Raw genomic sequence first — 24,584 nt, 5'->3', positions numbered from 1 at the left:
TAAACTAGCTATTCTAGTCAAAATTATAAGACGATAAAAATATAATTATTTTATTAAAGAGGCTTTTTAAACAATATTTTCACTATTGAAATTCTAAGCCAAACAACTTGTTTGGCTCTTATTTTTGGAATTTAATTCCTATCTATTGAGACTGAGCTAAGTCACGTTCGCGACATGATAATTCATAGTAATTACCTTTTGGTAAAGAACGGATTTTAAAGCCATAGTAATCACTAGTTGACTCTATAGGACCGACACTACATTGATTTGTTTTTGCAAATTTTTCAATCAATTTCAAATTAGAAGTTTGCTTAAATACAGCTCCCCAACCTTCACTCACACAACAGCCTACATATTCAGACATATATTCATCTGAAATGAGTACAACATTTTGCCCCATAAACTCATAAGGCTTTTTCAGTTTGTATATATCGTTATAGTCTGCTCGTGAAATATTAGGTTTATTGGCTAAAAAGCCTTTTTGTTTGAGTATTTGGAACTTTAAAAAATTCTGAGGCCCTGTACCAAGTCCTCTATAAACCGAATTATTATCTTCTGCAAAGCTATATGAGCTAAGCATACTGACTAAACTTAAAAATAATATTTTTCTCATTTTAAATTTCAAAAGTTATATGAGGTCGCAATTCTTTCATATCTTATAAGTAGCGTAAAGTAAGTAGCTGATTTTGATTGGACAGATAGAATTTCTCTCACTGACTTCGTAGGTATACACAGCTCATTTGAGTGACTATTTATATGATTCTTATGATTAACTATTCATAAAATAATAAGTAGGTTACTTAAAAGTTTTAATTTAATTGATTAGATTTTTGCTCATAGATTAATTTAGAAGCTCATTTGATAGTCTTTTTGTATATAATATGTATTCTTTGTATTTTAGATATCTTTATAGAGTAAACATGAAAAAAATATTAATCATTACTATGGCGAGTTCTTTTGGTTTAATCGCATGTTCAACCACTGAAACATCAAGAACGATACAAAGTCCTCAAGTCACCGCAGCTACTTCTGCAATTAAATATAATGGGGTAAAAGCTCCTGTTTCTATTGGTAAGTTTGATAACCGCTCTAGTTATATGAGAGGAGTTTTCTCAGATAATGTAGACCGTTTAGGTGGCCAAGCGAAAACGATTCTTGAGACACATTTACAGCAAACTGGTTATTTCTCAGTTTTAAATCGCGACAATTTATCTGAAATTAAACAAGAAGTAGGTTATAGCAATTCTGCTCAATCTATTAAAGGTGCTCGTTACGTGATTACTGGCGATGTATCTGAGTTTGGCCGTAAAGAAGTTGGTGATCAGCAACTATTTGGTATTTTAGGCCGCGGTAAACAGCAAGTTGCTTATGCAAAAGTTAATTTAAATATTATTGATGTAAAAACTTCAGAAGTTGTGCACTCAGTACAAGGTGCTGGTGAATATGCATTAGGCGCACGTGAAGTTTTAGGCTTTGGTTCTACTGCCTCTTACGATTCTACTTTAAATGGTAAAGTGCTCGATTTAGCTGTTCGTGAAGCAGTAAATAATCTTGTAACAGATATTCAAAATAACCGTTGGTCAATTCAATAATTTTGGATATGTGTTAGATGAAAAAAATTGTTTTAAGTAGTGTTCTTGCTTTGGGATTGGTGGGCTGTGCCACTGGTCCTCAATCTTTATATAATTGGGGAAGTTATCCACATCAAACTTATTTGATGTATACCGCACCTGAAAAAGCGACACCAAGTGCACAAATCACGACATTAGAAGCTGAGATTCAAAAAACTAAAGGTAAGGGCCTAGCTGTTCCGCCGGGGTTATATGCGCATTTAGGGTTATTGTATTTACAAGAAAATAATTCTCAAAAAGCAATCGAGTATTTCCAGCTTGAACGTCAAGTCTATCCAGAGTCTACAGTTTTAATGGATCGCTTATTGCAAAAAATGAATGCGAATGGTGGGAATACAAAATCATGATTAAGAAGTTTCTAATTGCTGGTTTGGTTATTTCTAGCATTACATTTACTGGTTGTGCAGTTACTCCAGCACCAAATAAAGACATAACTGCTTATAAAGCTCACATGCCAAAGTCAATTTTGGTATTGCCACCAGTCAATGATTCACCGGATGTAAAAGCGACTTACAGTTATTGGCCAACCGTAATAGCGCCTGTAGCAGAAGCTGGCTATTATGTTTTTCCCATCTCTGTTGTAGACAACATGTTTAAAGAGAATGGTGTCACCAATGGCAGTGATGCGCAGTCTATTGCTCCTCAAAAATTACAAGAGATTTTTGGTGCAGATGCTGCTTTATACATTCGAATTAAAGAATATGGCTCTAAATATCAAGTGATTCAAAGTGTCGCCACAGTAAGTGCAGATGCAAAACTTGTTGATTTAAAAACAGGTGATGTGATTTGGACAGGTGAGAAAAAGTTATCCCAATCAAGTAGTGATGGTAACTCTGGTTTACTTGGTGCTGTAGTCGGTGCTTTGGTTGAACAGATCTCTAGCAACTTTAATGATCGCGCTTATCCAATAGCAAGTATGGTAAATGCTCAACTGTTTACCCCGACTCCTTATAGTCCGGGTACAGGCTTATTATATGGCCCACGCTCACCTCAGTACCAACAAGATGGAATTGCGAAGTAAATTAAAATCTAAATTTGGGTTTTAATTTATTAGACAAGTTGCTTCATATCTTTATGATTTGGAGCACTTTATAAAAGTTGAGTTTAAGCAGGAGAGTCAGTTGAAAATTGATTTTACCTGCTTAATTCAATTGAAATTAGTTTATTTCTTTACTTTAAAACGGTATTTGCATTTTAGGCAGCGGTAGTCCTGAAATATATTTTTATCGATCATTACACCTGCTTTTTTACCAAAAATATTACCCACTACACCGCCAGTAATACCTGCACTGATTGCACCGACAAATGTGCCTACAGTACCGCCAACAATTACACCTAATGGTCCAGCTACAGTACCAATCGCTGCTCCTATAGAAGCACCTGTTGCAGCACCACCTACGGTACCCGCTGTAGTCCCTGCAGCTGTTAGTAAAACACCGCCAGTGGTTTTAAGTAGTTTGTTATGGTCACGTGTTTCAATTTCTGTAGAACCACACTTTGGGCATTGCAGCGTTTTTTCCATAAAATTTTTCCTGTCTTTCATCATTAAGCGACGCAGTGAATGGAGCAAAATCAGTAAAGTGGATAAAAGAGCTATTTATGAAGCGTCTTTTCCTGATTGATGATCGCGATATATCTGGTCAGCCACGATTTTAGCTGAACATTGACACAAATATTTATAGATCATGTAAACACTTGTACCTTAATAATCATCTCTTAAAAATGTCTTAAGCACTATTTTTAAATGGATAGCATATAACTAAAAACTACTAAGTGATGGATGATTGATCAGACGAGATGCAGATATTTGGTCTGTTGAAATTTGCAAAGAGGTGAGACTTGTTTACAGCCGCTTAAAACAATAAAGGCTTATTCTGTTTGAATAAGCCTTTTAGGACGTTCAGAGTGATTTATCTAACCTTAAAACTTTATATAAACCAAGCATTAAAGTAATCCAGATCGGAATTAAAATTACTGATTCTTTAAAGCCTTGAGTCCACATAATGTATAAAATCATGCCGATAAAAGCGAGCACGACATAGTTACTCAAAGGCGAAAATAGAGCAGGAAATTTGGCAACTTTTCCATCTAGTTTCATAGCTTGCTTAAACTTTAAATGGGTAAAGCTAATAATCGCCCAGTTCAAAACCAAAGCTGCAACAGCCATATACATAAGATGGCTTAAAGCTTCTTCTGGTACAAAGTAGTTGAGTAAAACACACCCAAAAATCAGGATAGAAGAGAAGACGACAGCAGCTGTGGGTACACCTTGTTTGCTTACTTTGGCAAAGACTTTAGGGGCATTGCCTTGTACTGCCAGTCCATACAACATTCGGCTGTTGGCATACATGCCGCTGTTATAAACTGAAAGTGCAGCAGTCAAAATAATAAAGTTAAGTAAATGTGCCGCCCAACCAATGCCAAGCTGACTAAAAATCATGACAAAGGGGCTTTTATCTAAACCACCAAGGTCCAGTTGGTTCCATGGAATAAGGGACATAATAATTGCGAGCGAGGCCACGTAAAAAACCAAAATTCGAAAAATAACTTGGTTGATCGCTTGTGGAATACTTTTTTCAGGATTTTCTGCTTCAGCAGCGGTCATTCCAATCAGTTCAATACCGCCAAATGCAAACATTAAAAAGGCGAGCATATAGAACAAACCCGAAAAGCCATGCGGGAAAAATCCGCCATGCTGCCACAGGTTTGAAAAGCTCGCTATAGAATCATTGCCGGCTGTAAGCAATAAATATAAGCCAAACACAATCATTGAAATGACTGCGGTAACTTTAATAATGGCTAACCAAAATTCAGATTCGCCATAAAATTTAACATTGCCTAAGTTCAAGCACGTGACCAGCACAAAGAAAAATAAAACCGAAACCCATGCTGGGATATGAGGCCACCAATAATGTACATATTTAGCCACGGCGGTAAGCTCAGTCATCGAAACTAAAATGTACACAACCCAATAGTTCCAGCCCGATAAAAAACCGGGAAATCTTCCCCAATACTTTTGTGCAAAATAGCTAAAAGAGCCAACTACAGGTTCTTCGACAATCATTTCACCCATTTGGCGCATAATTAAAAATGCAACCAAACCAACAATGGCATAACCCAAAATGATTGAAGGACCAGCAGACTGAATGACTTGTGCAGAGCCTAAAAAAAGTCCTGTGCCCACAGCACCACCCATAGCGATTAACTGGATGTGACGATTTTTAAGTCCACGTTTTAATTGGGAAGATGAGTTACTCAAAATACTATGCGCTGTCTAAAAAAGCTGGCGCTATTGTAATGGATTGAATAGGGATAACCTAGTTTGAAAAGCAATATTGCCTTTATATAAAAAGATTCGCACAAAACTGTACGAATCCTTTTTAGAAAATGATGTTTTTATAAATTAGAAAGATACCATTTTGCCCGGGTTAATCATTGCACCGATGCCATACATACTTTTCGCAAGTGGAATAACGACAGGGGCAAGCGTACGGCCAAAAATAATATTTTGATGGTCAATTTTAGATAACATTTCAAAGTCATTAGATTGCCCAACAAAGTCATTTGCAATGGCTTTACCAATACGTACTGTCTGTGCCACGCCGTGACCGCTCCAGCCGTGAACTGCATAAATCGGGAATTTATTGCCGAATTTACGACTGTCGACTGCACCATTAACGGTTAAATCAGTAGTGCCACTCCAGACGAAATCCATTTCTAGATTTTTAATTTGCGGGAACACGGTATGAATTCGATGCTCTAGATAATTTAAAGTTTTCTCTGGCCCCCAGCATGTGCCAGTACCTTGCCCACCAAATAATAAGCGGTTGTTAAACACAGGGCGGTAGTAATCAATCTGGAACTGAGTGTCATAAACCGGATGTCCAAATGGCAGAAGCTCTTTGGTGTCAAACTCTAAAGGAGCGGTGGTCGCGACATAGGTATAAAATGGAATAGTGGTATTGTTCTGTTCAGATAAAAGTTTAAACGAGGCATGGTGTACTGCCAGAACTACAGATTTTTTAGCTTTTACGACAGCATTTACTGTTTGAACATAAATACCATCTGCCTTTTCTTCTATTGAAATAACTTCTGTTTGTTCATAAACAGTACCGCCATTTTGGCAAAAGCCATAAATTAAACCACGGTTTAGAGCCAACGGATGAATTTGTCCACCTAACTCATCAATTAAACCACCTGTATAGTAGTCTGACTTAATAAAGTCCATGAGTTCATGTTTACCCACAATACGGGTATGGTCTTCACCTAAGTATTTTCGGGCATCGGCACCTTGGGTTAAGCCAACCAAATGTCCTTCATGAACGGCGGCGGTAATATGGCCGTATTTACGATCAAAGTTGAGTTGGTATTTTTCAGAGATATCATCAATGAGTTGCATGGCTTCCGTAGAAGTAAAATGCCATAGTTTTTTTGCATCTTCATAACTTAATCGGTCAGCCATTTCTTGAGCTTCCCAGCGTGCTAAACCTGGGGTAAGTTGTCCGCCATTTCGCCCTGAAGCTGCACTACCAATACGGTTTTTTTCTAATAAAACGGTATCTACGCCTTGTTCAGCTAAGTGTAGGGCAGTCGATGAACCCAATAAACCACCACCAATAACCACGACATCACATTCAATATCAGCATTTAAACTGTCAAATGTATGCCAATCGGACAGGGAACTTTCATAGTAGTTTGCTGGGTTATTTACCGAAGTGCCATTAACCGTAGTTGAGTCAAATTGCGCGTGTTTTGGATTTAACCAGCTCCATTCTTTACCCACTTGTAAAGACTTACTTGGTTTATATTCCACATCTTTTAAAAGTTGAGGTTTAGAAATAATTTTCATGACGACGTTCCTTAAAAAATTAATAAGCATTACTAATTGCAATACTTTGTTTTTTAATCGTTTTATAAATGAATAAGAGAATGCCTAAAGTTAACCAGAAGCATCCAAAAATCAGTGAAGATGAGTCGAGATTGAGCCATAAACAAATAATGCTAATGACCGATAACAACGGTAAAAATAGGTTTAGAAATTTATTTTTAAAACCTGAACGTTGTTTATCTTTAATATAAAATTTCATAAAAACTGAGAAGTTTACGGCTGTAAAAGCAACGAGCGCACCAAAACTGATCAGACTAACAACTTGAGCTAAATCTAAGAAAATAGCCGACATTGAAATAAGCCCGACAAATAAAACCGAGAAAAATGGTGTCCCTAAAGAGCTATGGATGGTTCCAAAATACTTTTTAGGAAAAATATTGTCGGACCCCATTATATACAGTAAACGCGAAGCACTGGCATGTGAGGCAAGGCCTGAGGCGACTGTGTTCATAATTTGGCCGCATAAGAATATGGACTGAAACAAAGCACCACCCACATAAAGCACAATTTCTGGTAATGCTTCTGAAGGATGATGAAAACGGACATTGTTTGGAAAATAAAGTTGAATAAACCAAGCAGCTGTGAAGAAAAGAAGCCCACCCGCAAGTGTGGTTAACATGACTGCTCGGGGAATATTCTTGGTGGGCTGTTTGGTTTCATTTGAAAGAGTAGTAACTGCATCAAAACCTAAAAATGAAAAACATAAAACCGAAGCACCAGCAACAAGCGGTAATAGCGATTGTTGACCATGCCATAGTGGAGCCAGAGTAAGCACATGCTCATAACCTTGGGTCGAACCAATACCTCTAACCACTAAATATACAAAAATGACCATGAGGATAATCGGAGCAAACACAAATACGAGACTTAAGTTGGCAAGTAACCGAATACGGAAACAGTTGACTAAAGTCACAAGGCCCGCCGATACCAGCACCCAAAACCAATAAGGCATACTCGGAATGAGTGCGGTGAGATAAATTGCAGCCAGTAACACATTAATAAGCGGTAATAACAGATAGTCGAGTAGAGAGCACCAGCCAACGAAAAATCCACTTCTAGGCCCTAAACTTTCTGCAGTATAACTATAGGCCGAACCTGATCTTTCTGAATTTTGACTAAACCTCGCATAGCTCCAAGCAGTAAGCAGCATCGCGCCTAAAGCAAGTAAATATGCGAGGGGAACATGACCATTGGTAATTCCGGAAACAATACCGAAAGTATCGAAAACCGTCATGGGGGTCATATAGGCAATACCAATAATTGTGACTTGCCATAGTGATAATTTTTTTAAGGAAGACGCTTTATTTTCCATGTCTTTTCAACCTCAAATTTCGTTGTTTTTGCTTTTCATCCAGAAAGGCGATGCTATTTTTAGGCCAAAACTTCCCCTAGACCTGAATAAACAAGTCTATTTGAAGAAAGTTTGAACAACAGCTAAGGGCTTAAAGTGCTATATCACCTTGATGGCACACTAAAGCGAGAATAAAAGGCCAATATTCTTTGCTTTTTAGATGACAACCAGCTGGAAAGACTGACATGGTTGCGAGAAAAACTGTTGATCAGTCTTTTCTTTAAATAATGTCCCGGTTCTGATGCTAATGTCATTTGAAGTAATGACCCGAGATGAATCATTCATAATGACAGTCTTTTGCTTAATATTTTTGAGTTTGGGCATAAGCAGTTTTTCGAGAGCCGAAACTAAAATATCGGTCGCAATGACGCCAATAAAGTGGTCATGAATCATGACAGGGTGGGCAATGGTAATGGTGTAGGCACCATTACAGATATAATCAACATAAGGTCCATGTATGCATGGACTTTTATTTTGTGCAGGTTTATGGAACCACTCAAATGAGCGGAAATCTAAAAAGCGCTGCGCATTTTGATAGTTTTCAAGTTTTGCTTGTTGTAATTGATCTTCTTTTTTATACCACCATTCGAGTGTCCAGTAGTCTTGTTCCTCTTGAGTTGCCGGACTATAACTCGCAAAACCAGTTCCTTGACTATAATGGCTTTGATTAAGTGCTTTTTTAATTTCCTTTTGCAAAGCAGAGCGTTCTGAAGTTGAAAGCTTAATATCTGCATTTTTTTCAGATGCATGCTTTGACAAAATCTTGCTCGCCTTAGTTGCGAGTTTTTCTGTAATAGAGGTTGTTTCGTCAACCACCGTCTTTAACAAATTTTGTAGCTCTTCTATATCTAACTGTTGGGTCATTCCTATAACTCCTAAAATTCCATATTTCTAACTTGATTATTGATAAGCCATCATATTTATTATTTTTATTCACTCGATAACTTATACCGAAGCATTTGGTCAGTGAGCATTGAAACTATTTTTCGGGCTTGAATCACAGCTTCATTTTCATTGTTTTCCTTAAAAGACGACAAAAGATGGTGATATTGTTTTACAACCTCACGGTGAAAATCATCATCTTGATAAAGTACGGCGATAAGCGGAGCCCATTCAGCCTGAATCGTGAGTTCCTGATTTGCCAGCCTTGCAGATTGGGCAAATGAGGTAAGCGTAAGCAAACAACGTAAATCAAGCTGTGCACGTGTATCTGCTTCAACAGCTTGTTCAAATTGTTCAATTAACTCTTTTATTTTATTAAGTTCATATTCAGTGGTTCTTTGAGCGGCCAGATAGGCACTATGACTTAAAATTGCACTGTGAAACTCGCCTAAATCGGCAAGATACTCATTTGAAGCTTGGCGCAAAGGATGTTGATTTAAAAGTAAATCAGAAGGTAGCTCACAAACAAAACTTCCACCATTTCTGCCGCGACGTGTATCAATTAAACCCTTTACACGTAAAGTATTTAATGCTTCGCGAACAGTGATTGGCGAAACTCCCATTAAGCGTGCTAAGTCTGCTTCATTAGGAAGTTGTTCATTGCTTTTGAGCAAACCAGAGATAATTGCATTTTCCAAGCGTTCTACAACTTGTTCCGAACGAGTTGCTTGAGCAATAGGTGCAAAAATTATCGTATATGCTGACATGGCGAATTCTCTAAAAGCTAAGTCAAAAGACTTAGCTTAATGAAGCGGATAAATAGTTATTAAAACACGCCATAACCATGGACAGCCTGTTCATCTTCAGGCACAGCCGGTATTGCATCCCAAAGTTCAACAATTTTGCCATTATCTACACGCCATAATTCAAAATATGCATGTCGGTTACCAGCAATACTGCCTTCGGAATGTGTCAATACAAATTGACCATCAGTAATGGAGCGATGCGTTTTTGAGTATACCAAACCTTGTCCTTCATTACGGATATTGTTCAAAAAATCAATGACTGCTTTAACGCCATCACCAATATCTGGACTATGTTGAATGAACTGGTCGCCGTCGGTATATTCTTTAAAGGCATCATAATTGCCATCAATTAATGACTTCTTAAAGAAAGACGTCACAATCTCGCGGTTTTTCTCTGGGTCATGGTGAGTTACGATTTCAGTTGGACCATCTAGTTGAGTTCTACCGCTTACATTTGGCGCAGCTTCTGCCACAAGACCATCCCAATGCTCGACAATTTTGCCGTCTTTTACTCGGTAAATATCAAAACCAACCAATGGGTTTTCATCTAAGCCCTGAAAGCGGCCATGAATTGCAACCAAGTCACCATCTGCAAGTACACGTACAGCTTCGTGTTGCATATCTGGGCAGTCTTCTACCAGTTGACGTAAACCTGAAATACCATTTGCAACGAGTGGTGAGTGCTCTATAAAGTCTTCAGAAAAATAACGGTCTAGAGCAGTGGTGTCATGCAAATTAAATAACTCGTGGTGTGCTTTAGTCACCAAGTCTTTCATTTCTTGCTTATTCATTTTGATCTCCTTTCAAAACGCATTGTTATTATTCGTTTGAACTCATCACATGTTTAACACGGGTATATTCTTCAAAACCGTAGCCAGATAAATCTTTACCATATCCTGATTTTTTGAAGCCGCCGTGTGGCATTTCCGCGGTTAAAGGAATATGGGTATTAATCCAAACTGTACCGAAATCAAGTTCACGTGACAGGCGAGTTGCGCGAGCATGGTCTTTGGTCCAAACACTTGAAGCTAGGCCATATTCAACATCGTTGGCTTTTTCAATGGCATCATTTTCATCGGTAAATTTCTGAACGGTAATCACTGGTCCAAAAATTTCATTTTGAATAGCATCGTCGTGTTGTTTTAAACCACTAATAACAGTCGGTTCAAAATAGAAACCTGAGCGGTCTGCCTGTTTTCCGCCTGTTTCAACTTTGGCGTGAGCAGGTAAGTTGTCGATAAACGCTTTAACATTCTTTAATTGATTGGCATTGTTAAGTGGACCATAAAGCGCGTCTTGATCATCTGGATCGCCAAAACGTGTATTTTTTGCAGCTTCAACAAGTTTAGCTAAAAACTCGTCATGAACAGATTCAGCCACAATCACACGTGTTGCAGCAGTACAGTCTTGACCTGCGTTGAAATAGCCTGTTAAAGCAATCATTTCTACGGCTTTATCAAGATCTGCATCTTCAAAAACCAGTACAGGTGCTTTACCACCAAGTTCAAGATGAGCTTTTGCTAAATTTGCCGCAGCAGAAGCAGCAACTTGTAATCCGGCGCGAACTGAACCTGTAATAGAAACGAGAGCAGGAGTTTTATGTGATACCACTTTTGAACCAACTTGCGCTTGGCCTAACACCACGTTAAATGCACCTTTCGGAAAAAATGGTGCAGCAATTTCTGCAAGTAAAAGGGTACTTTCAGGTGTTGTGTCACTTGGTTTTAATACGACAGTATTACCCGCTGCTAAAGCAGGAGCAATTTTCCAAATTGCCATCATGAGTGGATAGTTCCAAGGTGTAACTTGGCCGACCACGCCGACTGGTTCGCGGCGAATAGAAGAAGTTAAACCTTCTAAATATTCACCAGTTGCTGTGCCATTGAGTAAGCGGGCAGCACCTGCAAAGAAACGAACTTGATCTGCCGATGCACCAACTTCTTCAGATGCAATTAAATGTTTTAACTGACCTGTATTGCGGCTTTGCGCTTCAATCAAACGGTCAGCATTTGCTTCAATAGCATCTGCCAAATTCAGTAATGCTTTTTGACGAGTCGAAGGTGTACTACGTCCCCAAATTTTAAATGCTTCTTTTGCAGCAGCATAAGCTGCATCAACTTCTGCCTCGGTCGCATTCGGCGATTGTGCATAGACTTCACCAGTGACTGGGCTTACCAAATCGAAGAAATCATTTCCTTTGCTAGCAACATATTCGCCGTTAATGAAGTGTTGTAGTTGAGTTTTAGCCATTTTTTATACCTTGTCCTTAGGTTTTAACATATAACATATAATACTATATGTATTATGTTTTAAATTTTCTGTCAAATGCTTTGATGAGGGGATTAAGTAGAAAAAGGGTGAGTTCAACTGAGAAGGTGTTTTAAGTTTTTGATTTTGATTATTTAAAAATTTATTGAGGATTATTAGAATAGATTCATCGTTGGAATGGTGTTTTTAGATTTAATGAGCGGCCATAGAGAATTTTTTGAATGAAAGGGAAATGGATGAGCTCAGCCGTAAGTTGGCTCACCCCATGTTTAATTTGAGATTTAACGTGATGATTAGGTCTTATGGCTCGCCAGCAAAATACTAGTTTCACTATTGTAAATACCTGAAATATTTCGAATTCTCTCTAATACTTTATCGAAGTTTTCTAAGGTGTCGGAGCGTAGCTCGACCAAAATATCCCATTTACCATTAGTTTTATGCAGACATTCAACCGCGCTTTCTAGACGTAGTTCTTTAATCACAGACTGTGCTTTAGTACCTTCGACCATAATGCTCATCCATGCGCGGATGACATTGCGTTCAGCATTTGGTTTAAAACGAACCGTATATCCGGTAATGATGCCGGAAGACTCGAGATATTCCATTCTCTTTTTAACCGTTGCTCTTGAAACATGAACTTTTTCGGCTATCTCGGTTACAGACATCCGTGCGTTATCTTTAAGTAAACCTAAAATAATTTGATCAATATTGTCCATAATGTCATTGTCAATTATCAGATTGATAAAAAATAATTCATTTTTTACTAAATTACAAATTTTGTGAGTCATTTTGATTTTTAATAATAGCCCCATCGATAATCCTAATAATCTTAATTTGATGGGCAAGCCACAATGAATAATTTTGCAGTTTCCAGAAATGACTTTAACGAATGGATGGTTCCAGTATTTGCACCGGCAAATTTCATTCCGGTACGTGGTGAAGATTCACGTATCTGGGATCAAGAAAATAAAGAATATATCGATTTTGCAGGCGGGATTGCAGTAAATGCATTAGGTCATGCGCATCCAGTGGCAGTCAATGCGTTAACAGAACAAGCAAAAAAACTTTGGCATGTCGGCAATGGTTATACCAATGAACCCGTACTGCGTCTTGCTAAACAACTCACTGAAAATACATTTGCTGACAAAGTATTCTTCTGTAACTCAGGTGCAGAAGCAAATGAAGCAGCATTAAAGCTTGCTCGTAAAGTTGGACTCGACAGCGGTGTTGCGGGTAAAAGCGGTATTGTGGCATTTAACAACGCGTTCCACGGTCGTACTTTATTTACCGTTTCGGCTGGTGGTCAGCCAAAATATTCACAAGACTTTGCACCACTTCCAAACGGCATTAGCCATGTTGCCTATAATGATTTAGAAGCGGCTAAAGCAGTTATTAATGAGCAAACCTGTGCAGTAATTGTAGAGCCTGTACAAGGTGAGGGTGGGGTAATTCCTGCTGATATCGAATTTTTAAAAGGTTTACGGGAACTGTGTGATCAGTTTGGTGCCTTACTTATTTTTGATGAAGTGCAAACAGGTGTCGGTCGTACAGGTTCACTTTATGCTTACATGAACTACGGTGTTACACCGGATGTGCTTACTACTGCAAAAGCATTGGGCGGTGGTTTCCCTGTCGGTGCAATGTTAACAACTGATAAATTTGCGCCGCATTTTTCAGTGGGTACACACGGTACGACTTATGGCGGTAACCCGCTGGCAAGTGCAGTTGCAGGTGCTGTATTCGAATTTATTAATACACCAGAAGTACTTGAAGGCGTTAAAGAGCGTCATGATTACTATAAAAATGCTTTAAATCAATTAAATGAAAAATATGAAGTCTTTAAAACAATACGTGGCGAAGGTTTACTTCTTGGTTGTGTTTTAAAAGATAAATTTGCAGGTAAAGCAAAAGATATTAATAACCTTGCGGGTGAGGAAGGTTTATTAAGTCTGATTGCTGGTCCAAACGTTGTACGTTTTACACCATCGTTAATTATTCCTTTTGCTGACATTGATGAAGGTCTAAAACGTTTTGAACGTGCAATTGCTCGCTTTGTAGAAATTCAAAAGGATGAACAAGCAGCATGATGATTATTCGCTACATTGAACCTAAGGATGTTAATGATCTTTACCTTTTGGCTCAAAAAGCGGGTTTTGGTTTGACATCTTTGCAGCCAAATATGGAAAAATTGGCTGCACGCATTGAACGGGCTTGTAAAACAGTAGCAGGTGAATTACCAAAAGCTGATCAGGTTTATTTATTTGTTTTAGAAGATACCGAGCTCAATAAAGTGGTAGGTGTTTGCGGTATTGAAGTTGCGCTTGGTTTAAAAGAGCCTTGGTACAATTTCCATGTGGGCACCCAAGTGCATGCCTCGGAACCTTTAAGTGTCTATAACGCTTTACCAACTTTGTATTTGAGTAATGACCACACGAACTGTAGCGAGCTTTGTACGTTATTTTTAGATCCAGACTACCGTTTAAATAAAAATGGTAAATTTTTATCTAAAGTACGATTCTTGTTCTTGTCTGCATTTCGTCAATATTTCGAAGAAACCATTGTTGCCGAAATGCGTGGTTATTCCGATGCAAATGGGCAATCACCATTTTGGAATGCGGTAGGCCATAAATTTTTTAATATTGAATTTACCAAAGCGGACTATTTAAGCGGAATAGGGCAAAAGGCTTTTATTGCCGAGCTGATGCCGAGACATCCGCTCTATGTCGATATGTTGCCAGACGATGCTAAAGCGGCAATTGGTATGGTTCATCCAAATACTCGACCAGCCTACAACCTCTTACTGGAAGAAGGGCTGCGTTATAAAGGTTATATAGATATTTTTGACGGTGGCGCGACGCTACAGGCAGATATTGAAAATTTACGCGCTATTAAAGAAAGTCAGATTTTAGCAGTCAAAGTTGTAGACTCTACTCGTCTAAATTTAGGCGATGAGCCTTATATTGTTGCTAATGACGATTATGAAAACTATCGGGCAATTGTGGTGTATAGCTCACCTTATCAGGAACAACTACAGCTAAGCGCCGAACAGGCTCAAGAACTGAACGTTGAAAATGGAGCATTAGTCCGCGTCTTGAGTATTAATGTTAAACAGGTTTCAAAACCAAAAGCAGCAAATAGATCGGAAAATACCCAGTATTTGCAAATGGTGGTTAATTAGGCAGTGAGTTTTCATAACTCACCAAATTTCATGTGGAATACTATATTATCCCTGAGTCAAAAAATTGATATGGATATACATCATCTTAATAGAATGAAAGGGACTTATAGGTTCATTTTTATCGATTAAGATGATGAGGCATAACGGGATAATTCTATGGTTAATATTTTATTGTTTTAAATAACTATTTTAAGATTTAAAAATGGAATTTACTAAATTATAAGTGGTTTTAATAATATTTGTAGGATGATTTATTCGGTTCAAGCGAAACTCATAACTCATATTATTAAAACATATTTATAACGGTTGCTATAAATTGGAGTTAATATTACATGAGTAATAATAAAGGAAAGCAGTTCCTGGAAGGAGACCTCCTTGGCAGTCAACATATGACTGGTCAAGAAGAGGAAAAATTGCAACGCTCATTGACAAATCGCCATATTCAAATGATTGCGATTGGCGGTGCAATTGGTACCGGATTATTTATGGGTTCTGGGAAAACATTAAGTGTTTCCGGTACTTCAATTATTTTAACCTATTTAATTATTGGCTTTTTCTTTTTCTTCGTGATGCGAGCAATGGGTGAGTTATTGCTTGCAAATACGAACTTTAAAACATTTGCCGATTTCGCAACCGCTTATTTAGGTCCATGGGCAGGTTTTTTTCTCGGTTGGTCTTATTGGTGTAACTGGATTATTACAGCGATTGCCGATGTAATTGTGATCGGGGGGTACATGCAGTTTTGGTATCCTGATTTACCCGTTTGGATTCCTGCATTTACTTCATTAGCCATATTAACCATACTCAACTTTGTGGCCGTTCGTTTGTTTGGTGAACTGGAGTTTTGGTTCTCACTCATCAAAATTACCGCAATTATTTTATTTATTTTGGCGGGTATTTACTTAATTGGTACCGGATTTACCTCTCCAAATGGGGTCAAGGCTTCGGTGAGCCATTTATTTGAAACAGAGTCGATGTTTCCATATGGTGTAACAGGTTTCTTGGCGGGCTTCCAAATTGCTATTTTTGCATTTGTAGGTATTGAGCTGGTAGGTACAACTGCCGCAGAAACAAAAGACCCGCATACTTCACTTCCAAAAGCCATCAACTCTATTCCTTTACGTATTTTATTATTCTATGTTGGTGCACTAGTTTGTATTATTGCAGTTACATCTTGGGCAAAAGTTTCACCGGAAAAAAGTCCCTTTGTAGAAATGTTCACTCTAGTTGGTTTACCTATTGCAGCCGGTTTAATTAACTTTGTTGTTGCGACTTCCGCTTTATCTTCTGCAAACAGTGGAATCTTTGCGACCAGTCGTATGTTATACGGTTTAGCATTAGACAACGATGCACCTAAAAGCTTTAGTAAGCTGTCAAAAAGAAAAGTTCCAATTCGTGGACTCGTGTTTTCAATGGCGTGCGTAACAGTGGGAACCTCGATTTTATTTATTGTTCCAAATGTCATGACGGCATTTACGATTATTTCAGCGCTCACTTCAATTTTATGTATTTTTACATTTATGCTGATTGTGATGTCATATATTTATTATCGTAAGAAAAGTCCAGAATTACATATTCAATCAAAATATAAAATGCCTGGTGGTTTATTTATGGCATGGATGACTATGTTGTTTTTAGTATTTACTATTGTCATTTTAGCTTTAGATCACGACACTTTAATTGCACTTGAATGCTCACCAATCTGGTTTATTGGTTTATTTATTGCCTATAAATATAAAAAGAAAAAGATGTTGCAGCTTGATATTTTAAAAGCACAAAAGGCTGATTATATTTAAACAAAGTGTAGTGATTTTATTTGTTTAAAAAATAATAAAAAGCCTCATTACGAGGCTTTTTTTATAATCTATTATTTAATATTTGGATCGCCTTTTTTCAAGAAAAAGCGAATTGCCAGTTTTTGCAAGAATGTTCCATAAGGAGGGTGGAAAAGCTGGGTCGGGAAAAATCGATGACGGATAAATACAGTTTTTGCATGTGAAAGTTCACGGAAACCTTCTTCACCATGATATGACCCCATACCTGAGTTGCCGATACCCCCAAAAGGAGCGTCATGGTTAACTACATGCCAACCCCAGTCATTGATGGTCACACCACCTGAATGAGTTTCACGTAAAATTCGGTCGCGTTCTACTGAACTATGTGTAAAGCAATAAAGTGCTAAAGGTCGTTCGTCCGATTTCACATAGGTAATTGCATCATCTAAAGAATCATATGCAACCACAGGTAAAATAGGGCCAAAAAGTTCTTCTTTCATAATGCGCATGTCTGGCGTGCAGTTCAGCACAATCTGTACAGGCATCCTACGGCCTTGTTGATCAAAACTATAAGTGTCGCAAGGAATAATGCGTGCACCTTTTTCTTGTGCATCGGTCAAAATATCTTGAATACGTTTTAAATGACGGTCATTGACAATCGATGTGTAATTTTCATTGTTTGTGATGTTTTGACCAAACATTTTTATAAAGCTTGATTTTGCAGCTTCAACAAATTCATCAATACTTTCTTTGGGAACCAATGCATAGTCAGGTGCTACACAGATTTGACCGCTATTGGTTGCTTTACCATGGGTAATACGTTTTGCAGCATCAGCGAGCGGGTAATTGCGGCTTACAATTGCTGGTGATTTACCACCTAACTCAAGCGTAACAGGCGTTAGATTTTCAGCAGCAGCTCGCATGACGACTTTGCCAATGGCAGGAGAGCCAGTAAAGACAATGTGATTAAATGGCAAAGTGGTAAATCTAGCAGGATTTGTAATTTCTTCACCAAAAACCGCCACTTCATCTTCATTGAAAACTTCGGCAAGCATGCGTCGTAGCATGGCATTGGTATTGGGGGTAATTTCAGGGAGTTTGATCATGACTCGGTTGCCGGCAGCTAACGCGGCAATGAGTGGGCCAAGTGCTAAATAAACCGGGAAGTTCCAAGGCACAATCACACCAACTACACCTTTAGGTTGGTATTGCACACTTAAACGGTTTGATAAAAATAAAAGCTCGGTACGGCGTTTACTTGGACGCATCCAGCGACGTAAATGATGAATCGCATGATCGGCTTCCAACACAGAGCCAAGTAAATCGAGTAATTTAGATTCATCGAGTGATCTTGAGCTAAAGTCAGCATTAATCGCGGTAGCTAAAGCATCTTGATAACGAATAATTTGTTTTTTGAGTTGATACAGTTTTGTGCGGCGTGACTCAAGGCTTGGGTAGGGATCTGCCTCAAAATTGGCACGTTGTTTGGAAAAAATAAGTTCCATATGTTCAGTGGCAGAGCCGTTATATTCTTTTAAGGTGGACTGTTCCATTATTATTCCTTCCATACTTTTGCTTATCATACTTTATGCTTGAAGCGTTGTATGGTCGATGTTAAATTGAGACAACAAGAGGTAGTTTAGTGCCATTATGCACGTCACTCTAAGGATGGTGTGAGTTAAATGCCTAAAAAGCTTTATAAAAGTGCAAATGCTATTATCGAAGGAAACTATGATAATACATCCTTAGGCTCGAATACATATTTGCTGGGTTTGACCAGTTTATTTGATGAAATGGGCCTGCAAGGTCATTCAATAGTAGAAGTTCTGTCGGGCACAAATATTTTGCCAGAAGCTATAAATCAGCCTTCTTTATATATTTCTCAAGTCCAAAAAATTCAGCTATTTCAAAATATTCAAAAGCTATCAAATGATCCACTTATTGGTCTGCGCGCAGGGCAAAAGCAGCGACTGTCAGATTTTGGGGTGTATGGCTACGCACTATATTCTTCGCGTAATTTTAGACAAGCGGTAGAGCTTGGCATTCGACACATTAAGCTTGCAGGGCCTATTTTAAAGAAGTCTTTTTATATTCGAGATGACGTTGCCATTTTTGAAGGGCAGGACATTATTGCACTGGGTAAGCTTCTGCCTTTGGTGTGCGAGTTTTGGTTTAGCTCCATGCAAACCTTAATTGAACGGGTGCTTGAAGGACCGTTTCAAGCGAAGAAGCTTTTGTTGCCCTATCCAGCGCCTGACTATGCAGAAGAATATGAAAAAGTTTTTCATTGTCCCGTTCAGTTTAATGCTGGGGTCATGCAATGGCACTTTGATTTAAAATGGCTCGATGTACCTTGCCCAAATGCTAACCCGATTACTGCTGATATGTGTAAGTCGTTTTGTGAGCGGATGCTAGGCGCTGCTGAACTTGAAGAGCCTGAGTTGGTGAAAACGATTCGTTTAATATTATTGGATGGAACGGGGCTTTTTCCGTCGGCTCAAGAAATGGCTGAATGCTTACATATTTCAAAGCGTACTTTACACCGGCGCTTGGCAGGTTTTGATTTAACCTATCAAGAATTATTAGATGAGACTCGGCGCCGTCTTGCGGACGAATATTTGCGAGAGACAACTTTAACCATAGACGAAATTGCTGAGAGAATTGGCTTTTCAGATACTTCTAATTTTAGAAAAGCCTACCGTCACTGGACAGGCATTTCACCAAATGAGTATCGTGAGAAATTAGTTTTATAAATAGTGATGGGTTGAATTGTATGGATGAAAAAGATGGTGATTTAAGTTTTGAAAGTTTTAAAAATATAAATAAGCCAAACTTCTTTGGTGATATTGAATATATTTACTCAATTTTTAAAATTAAAGAGCTACCCGTAGATTTACTTTTTAAGATTCTAAATTTAGTTTTTCCTGATTTCCTTATAATTGAAAATCATATTTTTTTAGCGAGTGAGTTTGATCAAGTCAAATTTGATAATTTGCGAAAGATGGAAGAGATAAATAGAACTCAGTTTTGGATGAATCTCATAGAATTGACCAGCCTACATGACGAGATGATAGCGGAGCAGGCTTTATTAATCGCGCAAAAAATCGTTGATTCGTGGAATGCAAAAATTAAATATGAGGGATTAAATGCACATGGCAGAGCTAGAGTTTTTGAAGAGGTTGAATATGAGGAAATATTTATAACAATTGATTAGTTTTCAATTGTTATAAAACTAATATTAGAAGGAGTTATATCTAAACCTTAAATAGAGAAAGTAACTTTTTCTGCAAAAATGGATTGCAGAGCAAAATGGCAAATAAAATAATAAATATACCGATAATGCTAAACAGATCCGGTAATTCATGCCAAAAAACAAATCCCCATATTCCTGCAAAAATAATAGCAATGTAGTTCATTGGGCCAATTTGTCCTGCCGGGGCTAGGCTGTAGGCATAAGACATAAACAGTTGGCTAATGTTTGCTAAAAGTCCTGCGGCAATGAGCAGGGCTAGTTCATGCCAAGTGAAAATACGCCAATGCCAGAACATTGGAATAGAGGAAATTAAACTACCAAAAATACAGAAGTAAAAAACAATACGCTCAGGCGGCTCTGTACTGGTTAAAGCTCTTACAGTGACAAAGGCCATTGCTGATAAAAAGCAGGCGCCCAAGCCAATAAAAGATAATGCGTTAAATAGACCTTTATCGGGTTTAGCGACAAATAAAACCCCAATGAGACCAATCACAGCGGCAAAAATCATTGATTTTGTAATTTTTTCTTTTAAGAAAAGCCATGCAATCAGTGGAATAAAGATAGGAGATGAATAACTAAAAACCATAGCGTTTGATAGTTTTAAGTTCGCAATCGCATAGAAAAAGCCATACATGGCGGCTAACCCAACTAGACTTCGCCACGTGTGCATCCAGAGTTTATCGGTTTTAATAAAATCTAGACCCTGTTTAAAGAGCATCGGAATAAAAATAAATAAGCCGACTGCATTTCTAAAAAACACGACGGTCGCGTTGTCTACCGTTTGCGAAGCAAAACGAATGCACACTCCCATAATGGAAAATAATAATGCCGATGTCATAAGACAAAGCAGTGCTTTTCCAAGTTGTGTAGAGGGGAGATTTGGAGCAGTCTGATTTTGCATATCGAAATGAGTTTTTGGTTTTCGGTATTATCTTAGCAGTGATGCAGGCATTGGATGAAATATCATTTGATAATGATTCAATAGTGATACTTATTAGAATAAAAAAAGAGAGCCTAGGTCAGCTCTCTTTTAATTTTTAGGGTGCTATTTACAGCTAAAGTTTTCAGCTTTTTCGCTATCACCTTGACCGTTGTAACGAGCAATCAGTGGGTAAGGGCAAAGTGGACGAGTGCGGTCTGGCGCCCAATTTTGTGGAAGCTCAGTATTAATTTGACCACTTGGGTTACCTGCACCGCGTGCGGTTGCAATGATTTTGTCAGGTGCTTGCCCGTATTCTACCCAGTTAACTAAAGCAGTCAATGCATCAAATTGATCGGTCGCAATGCCATCACGGGTATGGTTCATGCCCGGAACTCTAAAGAAACGCGCAAATTCAGGCGCTGTACCTTTCGCATCACTTTTATAGTGTTGTAGCAGTTGATCGTACCAATTTTGGGTGTCATCTACAGAGAAAACGCCATCTGCTGTGCCTTGTACCACAATCATTTTTCCACCGTGATTACGGAGTTTGTCTAGATTAAGTTCGTCAGGTGGCATCATGAATGACATCGAACTTTCGGTATACACATCATTGGTTGCCGAGAGTTTTGGATAGTCGGTATCGAAGTTAAAATTAAAGGCAAATTGTCTAGAGTTTTGAGTCACAGTTGGGTCTGGTGGAACCTGAAAAAGAATGCCAACAGCAACGGGGTCACGTGCTGTTCCCACTGAAGATTCAAATTTCCAGCTTGCCCAGTTACTACCGACTAAACCGGGGTCGAAAGGCTGGGTTGCATAGAGCGCTTGTCCAGCAGAGTTTACTGGGCCGCGGTAAATGTTGGCTAATACATCAATTTGTTCAGTGCTTAGGCAGGTGCCATCTCTTGTGCTTGAGCAAACAGGTACATCTTTGTGAATATCAAAAGCTGTACGGCAAGCCTCAACGTCTTGAACCAGTCCATCTGCAATACCGTCTAAAGCATCGCATCGATCTAAAATCGCTTTTGCTAAAACTTTACGTTCTGAAAGGGTCAGGGCGGTACTTAAGTCATTTTCATCTGTTGCGACACGACGAAGCTGTTGTGCGGTGTAGAGTTGGGCTGCAGCTGCACGAGGTAGGTGAAAACCTGGTGTGCTTGCTAAAATGCCATCATATTGGTCACCCAAACGAGTTGCTGCAATCATGGCATGACGCCCGCCGTTCGATGTACCACCTGCATAGGAGCGGTCTGGCAATTTACCATATGCGGCTTTAATTAGGTTTTTTGCCATAGGCGTGAGTTTGGTAATTGCACCATAGCCGTAGTTAATTCTAGCTTGAGGGTCTAAACCAAACATTGGATTTTGTGAAGCATTATGTCCGGCATTAGAGGAAATAACAGCAAAACCATCATGCAGGGCATTGGTCAGTGGACCACCGCTGCCGACCTGACCTGTTGCAGGCACTAAGTTGCCATCGGTTCCGCCATTGCCTTGATAGAGAAAACGGCCGTTCCAGTCTATTGGTAAGCGCATTTCAAAACCAATTTGATAAGTTTGTCCATCAACAGGGCTTACCCGTTGATCCATATATCCTTTGACCAAACAATGTGCGCCAATCGGTTTGTTGGCGACAGACAATGTGCCTGCTTCTTGAAGGGTAGCTGAGCTAATAACGGTATTGTTGTACTGAAATCCGAGTAAGTCTGAACAGCTTCCTGTCATTTTTACGCCAACAGCAGGAGACAACTGCGGTGGCTTGTTTGTAGAAGGAGCCGATGTGTCATCATTATCACTTCCACAGCCTGCCAAAGCGCCAAGCATGGCAAGCACTAAAGCGGAGTGGGTCAAAATTCGCTTATTGTTGGTGTAATTCATTTATTCAAATCCTTTTTGAATGAATGGTCGTAATTAATCTAAAACCAGAAAATTAGCTGTGCTTCGAGCAATCATTTTGTTGTTTTGCCAAGCTTCACTTTCGAGATTCAGTACGGTTTTGCCTTGTTTAATGAATCGGCATTTTGTAATGACTTCGCCCACAGCACAGGGCCTTAAAAAATCCATTGTTAAGTTGATGGTGGTGGCGGGTTTATGGTCATTGACGAGAAATGCAAAAAGTCCCATCACGTCGTCAAGCATGGCGCAGATCATGCCGCCTTCAACCGTGCCGCGTGGATTGGTAAAGCTTTCTAGCGCTGTGTAGTGGATGTTAAGTTCAGTATTTTCTTCATTCCAATGGATATTGTGTCCACCCAAATGGTGATGAATGGGCGGTAAGTGTTCTAAAGTTTTTTGATCCATAATGAAGGCTCCATGCTGAATTATTTATTTCCCGAAAATAAAAAGAGGTTCTATGTGTAACAGAACCTCCTGTTTTGAATTATTTAAATTTCCATGTGTAGTCGATGTTGAGACGGGTTTCGTTTACAGGTTTGATATTGGCTGTAGAGAGCATATTGTTGTCATATATGGCATAGCGTGCGCGTAATCCTAGATTTTTTAACCAGCCACTTTGAACGGTGTAGCCTAAATCAAAGTCTGTTTCTCGCTCTTTTAGATTAGTTCCGCCTAAGTTAGGTGCATAAATATTGTGACCTGTGGTGTAACGGGTCATAAAACGTAAACCCGGTACAAAATCTTTAAAGTCATATTCATAACGGAAGCTATAGGCCTTTTCTTTTGGGTTTAAAAACTCGCCCGGCCATGTATCAATAAGGAGTCCAGTTTCACCACCAGTCAAATACGGGAAAGCGGTATCGCCGTGATGTTGGAAAGTTCCAAAAATAAACTTATGGTTTTGATGTTTGAGTTCGAAATGCGCATGGTAAAGGTCATTATCGACTAAGCCTGCTTTTGCTTGTCCGTCGTCTCGGCTGCGGTAGTAGCGTAATTGTGAACTCAGATTGGACGTATCATTAATTTTATATTGGTGTAATGCACCGACCATAGTTTGGTTATAAAGATTATCAACATCCATGTAAAAAGCGGTGAGTTTTAGTGCAGGATTAAACTGATAGTTTCCACCTAAGTAATAAAGCCCATCAGTTTCAGCACTTTTAAATCGTCCATTTACGCCTGAAATTTTAATTTTTTCATAGTTGGTCGAATCACGATGATTCACTTTATCGAGGTAAGCTGCCTGTAAATCAAAATCTTTAATATCTTTACTGGTGAGTGAAATTCCTCGATAGGTTTGAGGAAGCAAACGAGCAGGTGAAGCCACTAAAACAGGGTTCATTGGCATTAATGTACCGATGCGTAGCTCGGTCTGGCTCATTTTAGCTTTTGCTGTGACGCCAATTTCTCCATAAGAGTCAGCAGGCTCATTGGTACGCGTGTCTCTAGGTAAGTTTCCTGTACCTGCGTATTTTGCGCTGGCATCCAGTTTAAAGCCTGCCGTTGCAAGTACATCCAGCCCAAAACCAACGGTTCCTTCGGTATAGCCTGAATTGGCTTTAAGAATAAACCCTTGTGTCCAGTCCTTGGCAGCAGGGTAAGCGGATTGCTCTTGGTAGTCGCGGTCAAAATAGAAATTTCGTGTGGTGAGTTCTACTGAACTATTATCAATAAAACTGCCAGCCCAGACCGAGCCTGAGAGCATAAGGGTAGAGTACATCCATAATTTCGACATAG

23 protein-coding genes are annotated in these 24,584 nt (G+C 38.9%); 8 read left to right on the top strand and 15 right to left on the bottom strand.

What is annotated here, in order from left to right; translation table 11 throughout:
- Nucleotides 1–142 precede the first annotated feature (142 nt).
- The gene (locus tag J678_RS17440) at nucleotides 143–613 is read right to left on the bottom strand and encodes a hypothetical protein (RefSeq protein ID WP_025466152.1); all 471 of its coding nucleotides are present in this window, start codon (nucleotides 611–613) and stop codon (nucleotides 143–145) included.
- Between the two features lie 307 nt (nucleotides 614–920).
- Between J678_RS17440 and J678_RS17435 the strand changes: the two genes are divergently transcribed.
- The 3 genes from J678_RS17435 to J678_RS17425 are packed head-to-tail and all read left to right on the top strand — an operon-like array spanning nucleotide 921 to nucleotide 2,652.
- On the top strand, nucleotides 921–1,592 hold the full coding sequence (locus tag J678_RS17435; protein WP_016804332.1) for a CsgG/HfaB family protein: 672 nt from the start codon (nucleotides 921–923) through the stop codon (nucleotides 1,590–1,592).
- Between the two features lie 17 nt (nucleotides 1,593–1,609).
- Nucleotides 1,610–1,978, top strand: a complete 369-nt coding sequence (locus J678_RS17430; RefSeq protein ID WP_002047997.1) for a DUF4810 domain-containing protein — start codon at nucleotides 1,610–1,612, stop codon at nucleotides 1,976–1,978.
- On the top strand, nucleotides 1,975–2,652 hold the full coding sequence (locus tag J678_RS17425; RefSeq protein ID WP_002047990.1) for a DUF799 domain-containing protein: 678 nt from the start codon (nucleotides 1,975–1,977) through the stop codon (nucleotides 2,650–2,652). The genes J678_RS17430 and J678_RS17425 overlap by 4 nt, the downstream gene beginning before the upstream one ends.
- Nucleotides 2,653–2,793: 141 nt before the next feature.
- Here the strand turns inward: J678_RS17425 and J678_RS17420 are convergent, their stop codons facing one another.
- From J678_RS17420 to J678_RS17380, 9 genes are all read right to left on the bottom strand, one after another.
- Nucleotides 2,794–3,153 (bottom strand): hypothetical protein, encoded by a 360-nt coding sequence (locus J678_RS17420; RefSeq protein WP_017393631.1) that lies wholly within the window; start codon nucleotides 3,151–3,153, stop codon nucleotides 2,794–2,796.
- Between the two features lie 378 nt (nucleotides 3,154–3,531).
- Nucleotides 3,532–4,890, bottom strand: coding sequence for an amino acid permease (locus tag J678_RS17415; protein ID WP_079378169.1), 1,359 nt, complete (start codon nucleotides 4,888–4,890; stop codon nucleotides 3,532–3,534).
- A 144-nt stretch (nucleotides 4,891–5,034) separates the two neighbouring features.
- Complete coding sequence (locus J678_RS17410) at nucleotides 5,035–6,480, bottom strand: NAD(P)/FAD-dependent oxidoreductase (protein WP_017393633.1); 1,446 nt, start codon at nucleotides 6,478–6,480, stop codon at nucleotides 5,035–5,037.
- Nucleotides 6,481–6,499: 19 nt separating this feature from the next.
- Nucleotides 6,500–7,831 (bottom strand): APC family permease, encoded by a 1,332-nt coding sequence (locus tag J678_RS17405; protein WP_017393634.1) that lies wholly within the window; start codon nucleotides 7,829–7,831, stop codon nucleotides 6,500–6,502.
- A gap of 195 nt (nucleotides 7,832–8,026) precedes the next feature.
- Nucleotides 8,027–8,734, bottom strand: coding sequence for a cache domain-containing protein (locus J678_RS17400; RefSeq protein ID WP_000193721.1), 708 nt, complete (start codon nucleotides 8,732–8,734; stop codon nucleotides 8,027–8,029).
- 65 nt (nucleotides 8,735–8,799) lie between these two features.
- Nucleotides 8,800–9,519, bottom strand: a complete 720-nt coding sequence (locus J678_RS17395; RefSeq protein WP_004888103.1) for a FadR/GntR family transcriptional regulator — start codon at nucleotides 9,517–9,519, stop codon at nucleotides 8,800–8,802.
- A gap of 59 nt (nucleotides 9,520–9,578) precedes the next feature.
- Nucleotides 9,579–10,349 carry a nuclear transport factor 2 family protein gene (locus J678_RS17390; protein WP_017393635.1) on the bottom strand — a complete coding sequence of 257 codons (771 nt, stop codon included), beginning with the start codon at nucleotides 10,347–10,349 and terminating at the stop codon, nucleotides 9,579–9,581.
- 28 nt (nucleotides 10,350–10,377) lie between these two features.
- Entirely contained in the window at nucleotides 10,378–11,808 is a 1,431-nt protein-coding gene (locus tag J678_RS17385) for a gamma-aminobutyraldehyde dehydrogenase (RefSeq protein ID WP_017393636.1), read from the bottom strand.
- Between the two features lie 311 nt (nucleotides 11,809–12,119).
- Complete coding sequence (locus J678_RS17380) at nucleotides 12,120–12,542, bottom strand: Lrp/AsnC family transcriptional regulator (RefSeq protein ID WP_009501788.1); 423 nt, start codon at nucleotides 12,540–12,542, stop codon at nucleotides 12,120–12,122.
- Nucleotides 12,543–12,677: 135 nt separating this feature from the next.
- On the opposite strand from J678_RS17380, the gene J678_RS17375 reads away from it, so the two are divergent.
- The 3 genes from J678_RS17375 (at nucleotide 12,678) to J678_RS17365 (ending at nucleotide 16,800) form a co-directional block, all read left to right on the top strand.
- The gene (locus J678_RS17375; RefSeq protein WP_017393637.1) at nucleotides 12,678–13,913 is read left to right on the top strand and encodes an aspartate aminotransferase family protein; all 1,236 of its coding nucleotides are present in this window, start codon (nucleotides 12,678–12,680) and stop codon (nucleotides 13,911–13,913) included.
- Nucleotides 13,910–15,004, top strand: a complete 1,095-nt coding sequence (gene astA, locus J678_RS17370; protein ID WP_017393638.1) for an arginine N-succinyltransferase — start codon at nucleotides 13,910–13,912, stop codon at nucleotides 15,002–15,004. The genes J678_RS17375 and astA overlap by 4 nt, the downstream gene beginning before the upstream one ends.
- 332 nt (nucleotides 15,005–15,336) lie before the next feature.
- The gene (locus J678_RS17365) at nucleotides 15,337–16,800 is read left to right on the top strand and encodes an amino acid permease (RefSeq protein WP_004709911.1); all 1,464 of its coding nucleotides are present in this window, start codon (nucleotides 15,337–15,339) and stop codon (nucleotides 16,798–16,800) included.
- A 71-nt stretch (nucleotides 16,801–16,871) separates the two neighbouring features.
- Here J678_RS17365 and J678_RS17360 read toward each other — a convergent pair whose 3' ends face one another.
- The gene (locus J678_RS17360; protein WP_017393639.1) at nucleotides 16,872–18,332 is read right to left on the bottom strand and encodes a coniferyl aldehyde dehydrogenase; all 1,461 of its coding nucleotides are present in this window, start codon (nucleotides 18,330–18,332) and stop codon (nucleotides 16,872–16,874) included.
- 129 nt (nucleotides 18,333–18,461) lie between these two features.
- Here J678_RS17360 and J678_RS17355 point away from each other — a divergent pair, with 129 nt between their 5' ends.
- Nucleotides 18,462–19,532, top strand: coding sequence for an AraC family transcriptional regulator (locus tag J678_RS17355; RefSeq protein ID WP_017393640.1), 1,071 nt, complete (start codon nucleotides 18,462–18,464; stop codon nucleotides 19,530–19,532).
- A gap of 20 nt (nucleotides 19,533–19,552) precedes the next feature.
- Nucleotides 19,553–19,993, top strand: a complete 441-nt coding sequence (locus J678_RS17350; RefSeq protein WP_017393641.1) for a hypothetical protein — start codon at nucleotides 19,553–19,555, stop codon at nucleotides 19,991–19,993.
- Nucleotides 19,994–20,033: 40 nt separating this feature from the next.
- Here the strand turns inward: J678_RS17350 and J678_RS17345 are convergent, their stop codons facing one another.
- The 4 genes from J678_RS17345 to J678_RS17330 all read right to left on the bottom strand — a co-directional run bounded on the left by J678_RS17345 (nucleotide 20,034) and on the right by J678_RS17330 (nucleotide 24,582).
- On the bottom strand, nucleotides 20,034–20,933 hold the full coding sequence (locus J678_RS17345; protein WP_017393642.1) for a DMT family transporter: 900 nt from the start codon (nucleotides 20,931–20,933) through the stop codon (nucleotides 20,034–20,036).
- A 144-nt stretch (nucleotides 20,934–21,077) separates the two neighbouring features.
- Entirely contained in the window at nucleotides 21,078–22,829 is a 1,752-nt protein-coding gene (locus J678_RS17340; RefSeq protein ID WP_017393643.1) for a tannase/feruloyl esterase family alpha/beta hydrolase, read from the bottom strand.
- A gap of 33 nt (nucleotides 22,830–22,862) precedes the next feature.
- Nucleotides 22,863–23,252 (bottom strand): PaaI family thioesterase, encoded by a 390-nt coding sequence (locus J678_RS17335; RefSeq protein WP_017393644.1) that lies wholly within the window; start codon nucleotides 23,250–23,252, stop codon nucleotides 22,863–22,865.
- Between the two features lie 79 nt (nucleotides 23,253–23,331).
- Nucleotides 23,332–24,582, bottom strand: coding sequence for an OprD family porin (locus J678_RS17330; RefSeq protein ID WP_004888090.1), 1,251 nt, complete (start codon nucleotides 24,580–24,582; stop codon nucleotides 23,332–23,334).
- Nucleotides 24,583–24,584 lie beyond the last annotated feature (2 nt).

Source organism: Acinetobacter sp. 1424608 (assembly GCF_000588255.1).
Classification (GTDB): Bacteria; Pseudomonadota; Gammaproteobacteria; order Pseudomonadales; family Moraxellaceae; genus Acinetobacter; species Acinetobacter nosocomialis.
The sequence above is the reverse complement of the archived record's forward strand: the minus strand, read 5'-3'. Positions and strand labels throughout refer to the sequence as shown.

Excerpts from the sequence above, each read along its gene's own strand:
- J678_RS17440 (WP_025466152.1), bottom strand. The coding sequence starts at position 613 with ATGAGAAAAATATTATTTTTAAGTTTAGTCAGTATGCTTAGCTCATAT.
- J678_RS17435 (WP_016804332.1), top strand. The coding sequence starts at position 921 with ATGAAAAAAATATTAATCATTACTATGGCGAGTTCTTTTGGTTTAATC.
- J678_RS17430 (WP_002047997.1), top strand. The coding sequence starts at position 1,610 with ATGAAAAAAATTGTTTTAAGTAGTGTTCTTGCTTTGGGATTGGTGGGC.
- J678_RS17425 (WP_002047990.1), top strand. The coding sequence starts at position 1,975 with ATGATTAAGAAGTTTCTAATTGCTGGTTTGGTTATTTCTAGCATTACA.
- J678_RS17420 (WP_017393631.1), bottom strand. The coding sequence starts at position 3,153 with ATGGAAAAAACGCTGCAATGCCCAAAGTGTGGTTCTACAGAAATTGAA.
- J678_RS17410 (WP_017393633.1), bottom strand. The coding sequence starts at position 6,480 with ATGAAAATTATTTCTAAACCTCAACTTTTAAAAGATGTGGAATATAAA.
- J678_RS17405 (WP_017393634.1), bottom strand. The coding sequence starts at position 7,831 with ATGGAAAATAAAGCGTCTTCCTTAAAAAAATTATCACTATGGCAAGTC.
- J678_RS17400 (WP_000193721.1), bottom strand. The coding sequence starts at position 8,734 with ATGACCCAACAGTTAGATATAGAAGAGCTACAAAATTTGTTAAAGACG.
- J678_RS17395 (WP_004888103.1), bottom strand. The coding sequence starts at position 9,519 with ATGTCAGCATATACGATAATTTTTGCACCTATTGCTCAAGCAACTCGT.
- J678_RS17390 (WP_017393635.1), bottom strand. The coding sequence starts at position 10,349 with ATGAATAAGCAAGAAATGAAAGACTTGGTGACTAAAGCACACCACGAG.
- J678_RS17385 (WP_017393636.1), bottom strand. The coding sequence starts at position 11,808 with ATGGCTAAAACTCAACTACAACACTTCATTAACGGCGAATATGTTGCT.
- J678_RS17380 (WP_009501788.1), bottom strand. The coding sequence starts at position 12,542 with ATGGACAATATTGATCAAATTATTTTAGGTTTACTTAAAGATAACGCA.
- J678_RS17375 (WP_017393637.1), top strand. The coding sequence starts at position 12,678 with ATGAATAATTTTGCAGTTTCCAGAAATGACTTTAACGAATGGATGGTT.
- astA (WP_017393638.1), top strand. The coding sequence starts at position 13,910 with ATGATGATTATTCGCTACATTGAACCTAAGGATGTTAATGATCTTTAC.
- J678_RS17365 (WP_004709911.1), top strand. The coding sequence starts at position 15,337 with ATGAGTAATAATAAAGGAAAGCAGTTCCTGGAAGGAGACCTCCTTGGC.
- J678_RS17360 (WP_017393639.1), bottom strand. The coding sequence starts at position 18,332 with ATGGAACAGTCCACCTTAAAAGAATATAACGGCTCTGCCACTGAACAT.
- J678_RS17355 (WP_017393640.1), top strand. The coding sequence starts at position 18,462 with ATGCCTAAAAAGCTTTATAAAAGTGCAAATGCTATTATCGAAGGAAAC.
- J678_RS17350 (WP_017393641.1), top strand. The coding sequence starts at position 19,553 with ATGGATGAAAAAGATGGTGATTTAAGTTTTGAAAGTTTTAAAAATATA.
- J678_RS17345 (WP_017393642.1), bottom strand. The coding sequence starts at position 20,933 with ATGCAAAATCAGACTGCTCCAAATCTCCCCTCTACACAACTTGGAAAA.
- J678_RS17340 (WP_017393643.1), bottom strand. The coding sequence starts at position 22,829 with ATGAATTACACCAACAATAAGCGAATTTTGACCCACTCCGCTTTAGTG.
- J678_RS17335 (WP_017393644.1), bottom strand. The coding sequence starts at position 23,252 with ATGGATCAAAAAACTTTAGAACACTTACCGCCCATTCATCACCATTTG.
- J678_RS17330 (WP_004888090.1), bottom strand. The coding sequence starts at position 24,582 with ATGTCGAAATTATGGATGTACTCTACCCTTATGCTCTCAGGCTCGGTC.